Source organism: Streptomyces sp. TP-A0356 (assembly GCF_001417775.1).
Taxonomy (GTDB): domain Bacteria; phylum Actinomycetota; class Actinomycetes; order Streptomycetales; family Streptomycetaceae; genus Streptomyces.
Map to the genome: position 1 here is coordinate 117,771 of NZ_BBZJ01000023.1, position 12,016 is coordinate 129,786.

10 protein-coding genes are annotated in these 12,016 nt (G+C 69.1%); 1 reads left to right on the forward strand and 9 read right to left on the reverse strand.

Annotation, left to right across the window (positions count from 1 at the left end):
• Positions 1 to 19 precede the first annotated feature (19 nt).
• From pssA to ASC56_RS24895, 9 genes are all read right to left on the reverse strand, one after another.
• A complete protein-coding gene (gene pssA, locus ASC56_RS24855) occupies positions 20 to 805 on the reverse strand; it encodes a CDP-diacylglycerol--serine O-phosphatidyltransferase (RefSeq protein ID WP_055493873.1) in 786 nt (261 codons plus the stop codon).
• 58 nt (positions 806 to 863) lie between these two features.
• On the reverse strand, positions 864 to 1,520 hold the full coding sequence (locus tag ASC56_RS24860) for a phosphatidylserine decarboxylase (protein WP_079102686.1): 657 nt from the start codon (positions 1,518 to 1,520) through the stop codon (positions 864 to 866).
• Positions 1,521 to 1,690: 170 nt separating this feature from the next.
• A complete protein-coding gene (locus ASC56_RS24865) occupies positions 1,691 to 2,896 on the reverse strand; it encodes an acyl-CoA dehydrogenase family protein (protein WP_055493747.1) in 1,206 nt (401 codons plus the stop codon).
• Positions 2,893 to 3,408 (reverse strand): MaoC family dehydratase, encoded by a 516-nt coding sequence (locus ASC56_RS24870; protein WP_055493748.1) that lies wholly within the window; start codon positions 3,406 to 3,408, stop codon positions 2,893 to 2,895. Before ASC56_RS24870 ends, ASC56_RS24865 begins: the two co-directional genes overlap by 4 nt.
• A gap of 4 nt (positions 3,409 to 3,412) precedes the next feature.
• The gene (locus ASC56_RS24875; RefSeq protein ID WP_234377048.1) at positions 3,413 to 4,432 is read right to left on the reverse strand and encodes a CoA ester lyase; all 1,020 of its coding nucleotides are present in this window, start codon (positions 4,430 to 4,432) and stop codon (positions 3,413 to 3,415) included.
• A complete protein-coding gene (locus ASC56_RS24880) occupies positions 4,429 to 6,477 on the reverse strand; it encodes a protein meaA (RefSeq protein WP_055493749.1) in 2,049 nt (682 codons plus the stop codon). Before ASC56_RS24880 ends, ASC56_RS24875 begins: the two co-directional genes overlap by 4 nt.
• A gap of 18 nt (positions 6,478 to 6,495) precedes the next feature.
• Entirely contained in the window at positions 6,496 to 7,833 is a 1,338-nt protein-coding gene (gene ccrA, locus ASC56_RS24885) for a crotonyl-CoA carboxylase/reductase (protein ID WP_055493750.1), read from the reverse strand.
• A gap of 452 nt (positions 7,834 to 8,285) precedes the next feature.
• The gene (locus ASC56_RS24890) at positions 8,286 to 9,095 is read right to left on the reverse strand and encodes a TetR family transcriptional regulator (RefSeq protein ID WP_199836064.1); all 810 of its coding nucleotides are present in this window, start codon (positions 9,093 to 9,095) and stop codon (positions 8,286 to 8,288) included.
• Positions 9,096 to 9,231: 136 nt separating this feature from the next.
• Positions 9,232 to 11,037, reverse strand: a complete 1,806-nt coding sequence (locus ASC56_RS24895) for a 3-hydroxyacyl-CoA dehydrogenase family protein (protein ID WP_055493752.1) — start codon at positions 11,035 to 11,037, stop codon at positions 9,232 to 9,234.
• Between the two features lie 362 nt (positions 11,038 to 11,399).
• Between ASC56_RS24895 and ASC56_RS24900 the strand changes: the two genes are divergently transcribed.
• Positions 11,400 to 11,972, forward strand: a complete 573-nt coding sequence (locus tag ASC56_RS24900) for an adenylosuccinate lyase (protein ID WP_055493753.1) — start codon at positions 11,400 to 11,402, stop codon at positions 11,970 to 11,972.
• Positions 11,973 to 12,016 lie beyond the last annotated feature (44 nt).

Genomic DNA, 12,016 nt, shown 5'->3' on the forward strand with positions numbered 1-12,016 from the left:
GCGTCGTCTGCCGGCAGGGTTACGGCAGCTGCGCCGCACGCGCCTCGCGCCGGTTGTCGCGGAAGTTGTTCACCCGGCGAGCCGTCGCGAACAGCGGGATCACCGCGCCCATGACCAGCTGCAGCGCGCAGCCCGTCTGGAGGAGGAGCTGCCCGCTGGGGGCGTCGAAGGCCCAGGCCGCCAGGAGGCCCATCGACAGGACGATCCAGGACAGCATCGCCACGGCCAGGCGGCCCCGCGGCTTCGGGTACTCCACCCGGCTGACCATCAGCCACGCCGTACCCAGGATCGCCAGCAGCGTGGCGAAGAACGGCAGCTCGAGAAGGACGATCGAGACCACCGTGAGCGCCCCGAACGGCGAGGGCATGCCCTGGAACATGCCGTCCTTCATCGTCACGCAGGAGAAGCGGGCCAGTCTCAGGACCACCGCCAGCAGCACCACGATCGCTCCGAGCGCGGCCACCCTCTGGTGCGCGTCGTCCGCGACCATGCCGTAGACCAGTACGAAGTACGCCGGCGCCAGACCGAAGCTGATCAGGTCCGAGAGGTTGTCCAGCTCCGCGCCCATGGGCGAGCTGCGCAGCTTGCGGGCCACCAGGCCGTCGAACAGGTCGAAGACCGCAGCGCACAGCATCAGGATGACGGCCGTGGCCGCGCTGTGCCGGGCCATGCCCGCCGACTCGTCGTGGCCCGTCAGGTGCGGGATCAGGATGCCCGTGGTGGTGAAGTACACCGCCATGAACCCGCACGTCGCGTTGCCGAGGGTGAGGGTGTCCGCTATTGAGAGGCGGAGCGAGAGGGGCATCTCCTCCTCGTCGTCCACCTCGTCGGCCTCCGGTACCCAGCCGGACTTGGTATCGCGATCAATCACGGTCAAGGCGAGTCACCCCAGCCACGGTCTTCTGACCGACCTCGACCGCGACCTCCACGCCCTCGGGCAGATAGAGGTCGACGCGCGAACCGAAGCGGATCAGACCGATACGGTCACCCTGCTCGACCTTGGTGCCCTGCGGCACGTACGGGACGATCCGGCGGGCGACCGCGCCGGCGATCTGGATCATCTCGATGTCGCCGAGCTCGGTGTCGAAGTGCCACACCACGCGCTCGTTGTTCTCGCTCTCCTTGTTGAAGGCGGGAACGAAACCGCCCGGGATGTGCTCGACCGACGTCACCGTGCCGGCGAGCGGCGCGCGGTTGACGTGGACGTTGAGCGGGCTCATGAAGATCGCGACCCGGGTGCGTCCGTCCGTCCACGGCATGATGCTCTGCACCACACCGTCGGCGGGCGAGATGACCCGGCCCTGGGCGATCTCACGCTCGGGGTCGCGGAAGAACCACAGCATGCCCGCCGCGAGCGCGGTGGCGGGCACGGCCACGGCCTTGGCGGCGCCGGAGCGGCGCGCCCGGGCCAGGCTGAGTGCTGCGGTGGCAACGGTCGGGAGAAGCCACGGCGATGCTCCGCGCGCGAGACGTACGCTGACAAGGCTGTCGCGTGGTGCAGAGGTTTGGCTGTGGGGCATGGATGACCTTCGTAGCGGATGATGCCGCGCTTCGACGGGGGACGGCGGCTTTCCGGCGATCGTACCGGTCGCGGGCTACAACTGGGCAAGCCAGGAAGTCGAGTCGGCGGCCGAAGAGTGTTCACGGGGTGTGATCTTCTTCGCGAAGAAAACACCCCGAACCCGAGCAATCAGCCCTGGAGTCGATACTCTTCGAGCAGTCGGCGACCGATGATCATTTTCTGGATTTCGGCGGTACCTTCGCCGATCAGCAGCATCGGGGCCTCACGGTAGAGGCGCTCGATCTCGTACTCCTTGGAGAAGCCGTAGCCGCCGTGGATCCGGAAGGCGTCTTCCACGACCTCTTTGCAGTACTCGGAGGCGAGGTACTTCGCCATCCCCGCCTCGAGGTCGTTCCGCTCCCCGGAGTCCTTTTTGCGTGCCGCGTTCACCATCATGGCATGCGCGGCCTCGACCTTGGTGGCCATTTCCGCCAGTTTGAACTGAATGGCCTGATGCTGGGCGATCGGCTTGCCGAAGGTGTGACGCTGCTGGGCGTAGGAGACGCCCAGCTCGAAGGCACGCTGAGCGACGCCGCAGCCACGCGCCGCGACGTTCACCCGGCCGACCTCGACGCCGTCCATCATGTGGTAGAAGCCACGGCCGGTGACGCCGCCGAGCACCCGATCGGCCGGAATGCGCAGGCCGTCCATGATGAGCTCGGTGGTGTCGACACCCTTGTAGCCCATCTTGTCGATCTTCCCCGGGATGGTGAGACCGGGGCGGACCTCGCCGAAGCCGGGCTCCTTCTCGACCAGGAAGGTCGTCATCGACTTGTGCGGCGCCGTGCCCTCGGGGTGTCCTTCGTCACTCCGGACCAGCACGGCGACGAGCGAGGAGGTGCCGCCGTTCGTCAGCCACATCTTCTGGCCGGTCAGGACGTACTCGTCGCCGTCCTTGACCGCCTTCGAGGTGATCGCCGACACATCGGAGCCGAGGGCCGGCTCCGACATCGAGAAGGCGCCGCGGATCTCGCCCAGCGCCATCTTGGGCAGGAAGTGGTCCTTCTGCTCCTGAGTACCGTGCTGCTTGAGCATGTACGCGACGATGAAGTGCGTGTTGATGATGCCGGAGACCGACATCCAGCCGCGGGCGATCTCCTCCACGCACAGGGCGTAGGTGAGGAGCGACTCGCCCAGGCCCCCGTACTCCTCGGGGATCATCAGACCGAAGAGGCCCAGCTCCTTGAGGCCGTCGACGATCTGCTGCGGGTACTCGTCGCGGTGCTCCAGCTCGGTCGCGACCGGGATGATCTCCTTGTCCACGAAGTCGCGGACCGTGGAGACGATCTCCTGCTGGATGTCCGTGAGACCGTGGGTCTGGGCGAGACGGCTCATTGCTTCTCCTGCGACTTCAGCTCCGGGCGGCCGGGCTGCTCGCCGCCGCGCTCCTTGATGTACGTCTCGGTGGGGACCATGACCTTGCGGCGGAACACGCACACCAGCGTGCCGTCCTGCTTGTAGCCCTTGGTCTCGACATGGACGATGCCGCGGTCGTTCTTCGACTTCGACGGCCACTTGTCGAGCACGGTCGTCTCGCCGTAGATGGTGTCGCCGTGGAAGGTCGGCGCCACGTGCTTGAGCGACTCGATCTCCAGGTTGGCGATCGCCTTGCCGGAGATGTCCGGCACCGACATGCCGAGCAGCAGCGAGTAGACGTAGTTCCCGACGACGACGTTCCTGCCGAAGTCGGTCGTCTTCTCCGCATAGTTCGTGTCCATGTGGAGCGGGTGGTGGTTCATGGTCAGAAGACAGAACAGGTGGTCGTCGTACTCCGTGACCGTTTTGCCCGGCCAGTGCTTGTACGTCGCCCCGACCTCGAACTCCTCGTAGGTCCGTCCGAACTGCATGGCCTCACGCCTCCGGGATCTCGAACGTGCTGGTGCGCTGCATGCCGGCGGCGCGGCCCTTGCCCGCGACGACCAGTGCCATCTTGCGGCTCGCCTCGTCGATCATCTCGTCGCCGAGCATCGCCGAGCCCTTCTTGCCGCCCGCCTCGGACGTGTAGTACTCGTACGCGTCCAGGATCAGCTCGGCGTGGTCGTAGTCCTCCTGGGACGGCGAGAACACCTCGTTGGCGGCGTCCACCTGGCCCGGGTGCAGCACCCACTTGCCGTCGAAGCCGAGCGCCGCGGCACGCCCCGCCACCTCGCGGAAGCCGTCCACGTTGCGGATCTGCAGGTAGGGGCCGTCGATCGCCTGGAGGTTGTTGGCGCGGGCGGCCATCAGGATCCTCATCAGGATGTAGTGGTAGGCGTCCGCCGGGTAGCCGGGCGGCTGCTCGCCCACGACCAGCGACTTCATGTTGATCGACGCCATGAAGTCGGCCGGGCCGAAGATGATCGTCTCGATGCGCGGGGAGGCCTGCGCGATCGCGTTGACGTTGTTGAGGCCCTGGGCGTTCTCGATCTGCGCCTCGATGCCGATCCGGCCGACCTCGAAGCCCATCGTCTTCTCGATCTGCGTCAGCAGCAGGTCGAGCGCGACGACCTGCTCGGCGCTCTGCACCTTCGGCAGCATGATGCAGTCGAGGTTCGGGCCCGCGCCCTCGACCACCGTCACGACGTCGCGGTACGTCCATTCGGTCGTCCAGTCGTTGACACGCACGACCCGCGTCTTGCCCGTCCAGTCGCCCTCGTTGAGGAACTTGACGATGGTGTGCCGGGCCCCGGGCTTGGCCAGCGGCGCGCACGCGTCCTCCAGGTCCAGGAAGACCTGGTCGGCGGGGAGGCCCTGCGCCTTCTCCAGGAAGCGGGGGTTGCTTCCCGGGACCGCGAGGCAGGAGCGTCGCGGACGCAGACGGTTGACGGCAGGAACGGGCGCGGCGGAGCCGCTCGCTGCGAGGGTGGCGGCGGGCGACGGGCGGGCGGTCATGCGGGGACCTCCAGGGGGTCGAGCTTGTTCGCTGTGCGGATCTCGTCGACGATACGACCGATGATCCCGGTGATGTCGAAGTCCTTCGGGGTGAAGACCGCGGCCACTCCAGCGGCCCTCAGCTGCTCGGCGTCGCCGTTCGGGATGATCCCGCCGGCGATCACCGGAATGTCGGTCGCGCCGGCCTCGCGCAGCCGCTCCAGCACGTCCGGCACCAGCTGTGCGTGCGAACCGGAGAGGATGGACAGACCCACCGCGTGCACGTCCTCCGCGAGGGCCGCGTCCACTATCTGTTCGGGCGTCAGCCGGATGCCCTGGTAGACCACCTCGAACCCGGCGTCGCGGGCTCGCACGGCGATCTGCTCGGCGCCGTTGGAGTGCCCGTCCAGGCCCGGCTTGCCGACCAGGAAGCGCAGCTTGCCGACGCCGAGATCCTGGGCCGTGACATCCACCTTGCGGCGGACCTGGGCCAGGGCGGTGCCCTCCTCGGCGGTCACGGCCACCGGCGCCGACGACACACCCGTCGGCGCCCGGAACTCGCCGAACACCTCGCGCAGGGCCCCGGCCCACTCACCGGTCGTCACCCCGGCGCGGGCGCACTCCAGGGTGGCCTCCATGAGGTTGTCCGTGCCCTTGGCCGCCTCCTTCAGCCGCTCCAGCGCCTTGCACGGGCGCGGGTGGTTGAACGGCGGCTGGTAGCGGGTGTCGCGCCAGTGCTGGAGCGACTCGATGACGCGCGCCTCGACCGCCGGGTCGACCGTCTGGATCGCGGTGTCCAGATCGGCCGTCAGCGGGTTCGGCTCGGTCGTCTCGAAGAGGTTGACGCCGACGATCTTCTCCTGGCCGGACTCGATACGGGCCCGGCGGGCCGCGTGCGAGGCGACGAGCTGCGACTTGAGGTAGCCGGACTCGACGGCCGCCATCGCGCCGCCCATCTCCTGGATCCGCTCGATCTCGGCGAGCGACTCCTCGACCAACTGGCCCACCTTGGCCTCGATGACCGTCGATCCCTCGAAGATGTCGTCGTACTCCAGCAGATCGCTCTCATGGGCGAGCACCTGCTGGATGCGCAGTGACCACTGCTGGTCCCAGGGCCGGGGCAGGCCCAGCGCCTCGTTCCAGGCGGGGAGCTGGACGGCACGCGCGCGTGCGTCCTTGGAGAGGGTCACGGCCAGCATCTCCAGCACGATCCGCTGGACGTTGTTCTCCGGCTGGGCCTCCGTAAGACCAAGCGAGTTGACCTGGACGCCGTAGCGGAAGCGACGGTGCTTGGGGTCCTCGATGCCGTACCGCTCGCGCGTGATCCTGTCCCAGATGCGGCCGAACGCCCGCATCTTGCACATCTCCTCGACGAAGCGGACGCCCGCGTTCACGAAGAAGGAGATGCGGCCCACGACATCGCCCATGCGCTCCTGCGGCACCTGGCCGCTGTCGCGCACCGCGTCGAGGACGGCGATGGCCGTCGACATCGCGTAAGCGATCTCCTGGACCGGTGTGGCGCCCGCCTCCTGCAGGTGGTAGCTGCAGATGTTGATGGGGTTCCACTTCGGTATGTGGGAGACCGTGTACGCGATCATGTCCGTCGTCAGCCGGAGCGAGGGACCCGGCGGGAAGACGTGCGTGCCCCGCGACAGGTACTCCTTGACGATGTCGTTCTGGGTCGTGCCCTGGAGTTTGGTGATGTCCGCGCCCTGCTCCTCCGCGACGACCTGGTAGAGCGCCAGCAGCCACATGGCCGTGGCGTTGATGGTCATCGAGGTGTTCATCTGCTCCAGGGGTATGTCCTGGAACAGCCGGCGCATGTCACCGAGGTGCGACACAGGAACGCCCACCCGGCCGACCTCACCGCGGGCGAGGACGTGGTCGGGGTCGTAGCCGGTCTGCGTCGGCAGGTCGAACGCCACCGACAGACCCGTCTGGCCCTTGGCGAGGTTGCGCCGGTACAGCTCGTTGGACGCCTCGGCCGTGGAGTGACCGGCGTAGGTGCGCATGAGCCACGGCCGGTCCTTCTCCCGCCTTGTTCCGGCGGGCTGACGCTCAGTCATCTATGACCTCCGCCGTCGTCAGATGTTCCGGAAGCGGTTGATGGCGTCGACGTGCTTGGCACGCAGTTCCTGGTCCCGCACGCCCAGGCCCTCCTCGGGGGCGAGGCACAGGACGCCGACCTTGCCCTGGTGGAGGTTGCGGTGCACGTCGTACGCGGCCTGACCGGTCTCCTCCAGCGGGTACACCTTGGAGAGCGTCGGGTGGATCTTGCCCTTCGCGATGAGCCGGTTGGCCTCCCAGGCCTCGCGGTAGTTGGCGAAGTGCGAGCCGATGATCCGCTTGAGGGACATCCACAGGTAGCGGTTGTCGTACTCGTGGTTGTAGCCGGAGGTCGAGGCGCAGGTGACGATCGTGCCGCCCTTGCGCGTCACGTACACCGACGCACCGAAGGTCTCGCGGCCGGGGTGCTCGAAGACGATGTCCACGTCCTCGCCGCCCGTCAGCTCACGGATGCGCTTGCCGAAGCGCTTCCACTCCTTCGGGTCCTGGGTGTGCTCGTCCTTCCAGAACTTGTAGTCCTCGGCGGTGCGGTCGATGATCGCCTCCGCGCCCATCGAGCGGCAGATCTCCGCCTTGGCCGGCGAAGAGACGACGCAGATGGGGTTGGCGCCGCCCGCGAGGGCGAACTGGGTCGCGTACGAACCGAGGCCGCCGCTCGCGCCCCAGATCAGCACGTTGTCGCCCTGCTTCATCTGGGCGCCGTTGCGGGAGACGAGCTGGCGGTACGCGGTGGAGTTGACCAGGCCCGGGGCGGCGGCCTCCTCCCAGCTCAGGTGGCCCGGCTTGGGCATCAGCTGGTTGGACTTGACGAGCGCGATCTCCGCCAGGCCGCCGAAGTTGGTCTCGAAGCCCCAGATGCGCTGCTCGGGGTCGAGCATCGTGTCGTTGTGCCCGTCGGAGGACTCCAGCTCCACCGACAGACAGTGCGCGACGACCTCGTCGCCCGGCTTCCAGGCGTTGACGCCCGGGCCGGTGCGCAGGACGACGCCCGCGAGGTCGGAGCCGATGATGTGGTACGGCAGGTCGTGGCGCTTGGTGAGCTCGGAGAGCTTGCCGTAGCGCTCCAGGAAGCCGAACGTGGACAGCGGCTCGAAGATCGAGGTCCACACCGAGTTGTAGTTGACCGAGGAGGCCATGACGGCCACCAGGGCCTCGCCCGGGCCGAGCTCGGGCAGCGGGACCTCGTCCACGTGCAGCGACTTGCGGGGGTCCTTGTCACGGGTGGTGAGCCCCGCGAAGATCTCCGTCTCGTCCTTGTGCACGGTGACCGCGCGGTACGAGTCGGGGAGCGGGAGAGCGGCGAAGTCGGCGGACGTGGCCGTCCCCGACTGGATCGCGTCCAGGATGTCCTTCACGGTGTTGCCTCCGGCGAATGGCGTCTTGAGGGAAGACGCTGAGGGTTACGTCGGTGCTGCTGCTGGTGTGAGGGGTGCCGTCGGTTCGGCTCAGTGGTGCTGTGGCAGCGCTTTGTGGCGCGGGAGGGTTGCCTGTGACGCAGGCGTCCGGGCGCGCCGGCCGAGGGCCGGCGGGGACAGCCGGCGTACGAGAGGTCTTTGCACGCCGGCCGCCCGGACATCACCAACGTATGGCACGGCGTGTCACCCCGCAAGGCACGGAGTGCCAGATCTTGCTCTCAGATGAAATCTTTACGTAACAAATGAGCGATGATCGATCAAAGCGGCCGTCGGATAGGTGACAATGGGCGGTCTTGTGGGCGTCGGACCGTCTTGTGCCGGCAGCAGTGGCGTCGGAGGAGATCCGCGAGGCGCGCCAGGAGCAGCGCCGCCCCGGAGATCCGTCGGAAGGCCTAGCGCTCCTTGAGCGCCTGCTCGATGGTGCGCATCACTTCATCGAGCGGCGCATCGGTACGGGCCACGGTCACCAGCACCTCGCCCTGCGAGGCCACGGAAGCCGCCGCCGGGCGGGGGGAGGTCTCCCGTCCGGCCCCGATCCCCGTGCCGAACGTCTTCCGCACGATCGCGAAGGCGTGGTCCAGCTGGGCCTCGACGTCTCCCTGTCCGCCCGCCCGCAGCCAGCGCCGCAGTACGTGGTTGTGCGCGGTGACGACCGCCGACGCGGCGACCTCCGCGAGCAGCGGATCGTCGTTCGCGTCGTCGTCGTGCGCGTGCTCGTCGAAGTGACCGAGCAGATAGCGCGTGAAGAGCCGCTCGTAGCGGGCGACCGAGGCGATCTCCGCCTCGCGCAGCGTCGGCACCTCGCGCGTCAGCTTGTAGCGCTGCACCGAGATCTCCGGCCGGGCCGCGTACATCTTCATGACTTCCTTGATGCCGCGGCACACGGTGTCCAGCGGATGCTCGTGCGCGGGGGCGGCGTTGAGCACCGCCTCGGCCCTGACCAGGGTGTCGTCGTGGTCGGGGAAGATCGCCTCTTCCTTGGAGCGGAAGTGGCGGAAGAAGGTGCGCCGGGCGACCCCGGCCGCCGCCGCGATCTCGTCGACGGTGGTCGCTTCGTACCCTTTGGTGGCGAACAGTTCCATCGCCGCTGCCGCCAGTTCTCGGCGCATCTTGAGTCGCTGGGCGGCGGCACGACTGCCTGCGGCACTCTCGGGTGCGTCGGGCGCAGCTGGTGTACGTGAGGACCTGGCGGGCTGGGACATGCCCTGAACGTACTGCATGTGCGCAGGGTGATGCGCATGTCCGGGGTACCCCCCGCCCCGCGGGGACGGGGGGTGTCCGGCCGGATCGAGCAGTCCGCCCCAGTCGGCGCCTTCTGCGAGCCAGTCGCCGGGCCGGTCAGCGCTTGGCATATTCGCGGAAGCCGCGGCCGGTCTTGCGGCCGAGGCAGCCCGCGGCCACCAGGTGTTCCAGGAGCGGCGCGGGGGCCAGGCCCGGGTCACGGAACTCGCGGTGCAGAACCTTCTCGATGGCGAGCGAGACATCGAGACCGACCACGTCGAGCAGTTCGAACGGTCCCATCGGGTAGCCGCCGCCCAGCTTCATCGCCGCGTCGATGTCGTCGAGCGAGGCGTAGTGCTCCTGCACCATCTTGATCGCGTTGTTCAGGTACGGGAACAGCAGCGCGTTCACGATGAATCCGGCGCGGTCGCCGCAGTCGACCGGGTGCTTCCTGATGGACGCGCACAGCTGACGGACCGTGGCGTGCACGTCGTCCGCGGTCAGCACCGTACGGACCACCTCGACCAGCTTCATGGCCGGCGCCGGGTTGAAGAAGTGCATGCCGATCACGTCCTGCGGGCGCGCGGTGGCGCGGGCGCAGGCCACGACGGGCAGCGAGGAGGTGGTGGTGGCGAGGATCGCGCCGGGCTTGCAGACCTTGTCGAAGGTGGCGAACAGCTGCTGCTTGACCTCCAGGTCCTCGGCCACCGCCTCCAGGGCCAGGTCGACGTCGGCGAAGTCGTCGTACGAGCCCGTCGGCCGGATCCGGTCGAGCGTCTGCGCGGCCGCCTCGGCCGTCATCCGGCCCTTGTCGACCGAACGTGCGAGCGACTTGCCGATCCGGGTCCTGGCGACCTGGGCCTTCTCCTCCGTACGGGCGGCGAGGACCACCTCGTACCCGGCCTTGGCGAAGACCTCTGCTATCCCGGACGCCATGGTGCCGGAACCGGCGACACCGACCGCGCGGACCGTGCGGCCCGCCACCGGGGCCGCGCCGTCCACCGGGGTCAGCGCGTCGCTCACGACGGCCGCGCTGCCGGGCGCCTCGTAGGTGTAGAAGCCGCGCCCCGACTTGCGGCCGGTCAGGCCCGCCTCGCTGAGCTGCTTGAGGATCGGGGCGGGCGCGTGGAGCCGGTCGCGGGAGGCCGTGTACATGGCCTCCAGGACCGTACGGGCCGTGTCGACGCCGATCAGGTCGAGCAGGGCGAGGGGACCCATGGGTAGCCCGCAGCCCAGCCTCATCGCGGCGTCGATGTCCTCGCGTGAGGCGTACTTGGCCTCGTACATCGCGGCGGCCTGGTTGAGGTAGCCGAACAGCAGTCCGTCGGCGACGAATCCGGGCCGGTCGCCCACCGCGACGGGCTCCTTGCCCAGGTCGAGGGCGAGGTTGGTGACGGCGGTGACGGCGGCGGGCGCGGTCAGCACGGACGAGACGACCTCGACCAGCTTCATGGCCGGAGCCGGGTTGAAGAAGTGCAGCCCGAGGACGCGCTCGGGGCGGGCCGAGTCGGCCGCGAGCCGGGTGACGGAGAGGGCGTTGGTGCCGGTGGCCAGGATGGTGTCCGGGCGCACGACGCCGTCGAGGGCGCGCAGCACCTGCTGCTTGATCTCGTACGACTCCGGGACCACCTCGATGACCAGGTCGGCGTCGGCGGCTGCCTGCAGGTCCGTGAAGGTGCGGAAGCGGGCGAGCGCGGCCTCGCGCTCCTGCTCGGTCAGGCGCCCGCGGCTCACGGCGCGGGCGGTGGCGGTCTCCAGGGCGGAGACGGCCTTCGTGGCCGCGGCCTCGCTGATGTCGATGCCGACGACCTCGCGGCCGGCCCGGGTCAGCACCTCGGCGATGCCGGTGCCCATGGTGCCGAGACCGACCACGGCAATGGTCTTGAGCGGGGACAGAGGGGCGTCGGACAGGGGAGTGGCCATCGCGGGACTCCAGAAATGAGGGTGACGACTGAGGAGCGCGCCTGGATACGCCAACGGGCGCACACAGCGCGGAGGATGCGGGTGCGGACCGGGCTGACGAGCGCACACGCCCGGGTGCAGTGTCCGGACGTGCACACGTCCGGAACGGTGATCCGACCGGCCCTGTCCCGGAGCCGAGTCGTACTGCGGTACGCGATGTACCGAACCGACCAGCGCTCACAGTGGCTGCGTCACCAGGCCACTGCGAGTGGTGCGAGTGGGTAACTCGCTCGATTGAGCTTAACCCGCGGGTAACGAGCGCGCCACCCCCCGACTTTGTGATGTGGGTCCCGGTGCCCGGTGTGCGCCCCTAGTCTCGGCTCATGGACGAAGCGTTGCGGGCACTCATGGAGCGTTTGCGGGGTGAGGCCGGCGGGGGGCCGGGGTACGAGCGGCTGGTGGCGACCGACGCGCTCGACGAGCTGGCCGCCGTGCTGACCGAGCCCGGACAGCCGCTGTGGGCACGGGAGGTGGCCGCCTTCCGGCTGGGTCTCGCGGGGGACCGGCGGGCGTTCGAGGCGCTCGTGCTGCTGCTCAACCACCGTGACCCGCAGCGCTGCGCGTCCGCCGCGTACGCCCTGGCCCGGCTCGGCGATCCGCGCACCGCCCGCGCCGCGGCCGCCCTGGCCACGAACGAACTCCGTGTCGCCTATGCCCTCCACCCGGTGCGCCTGCTCGTCGAGCTGCGTGCCCCCGAGGCCGTACCCGCCCTGATCACCACGCTGCAGCGCAGACTGCGGCCGCACGATCCCTACCGGAGGGTGGCGCTCGCCTGTGTGGAGGGGCTCGGCGCGCTCGGGGACGCCCGGGCGAGACCGGTGCTGAACGAGGCGCTCGCGCACCCGGCGCTGGCGGAGGCGGCGGTACACGCGCTCGCGCGCATCCCCGGTCAGTGACGAGCCCATGGGAGACGACCCCGTCGGGGCGGTGGGCCGCCGCC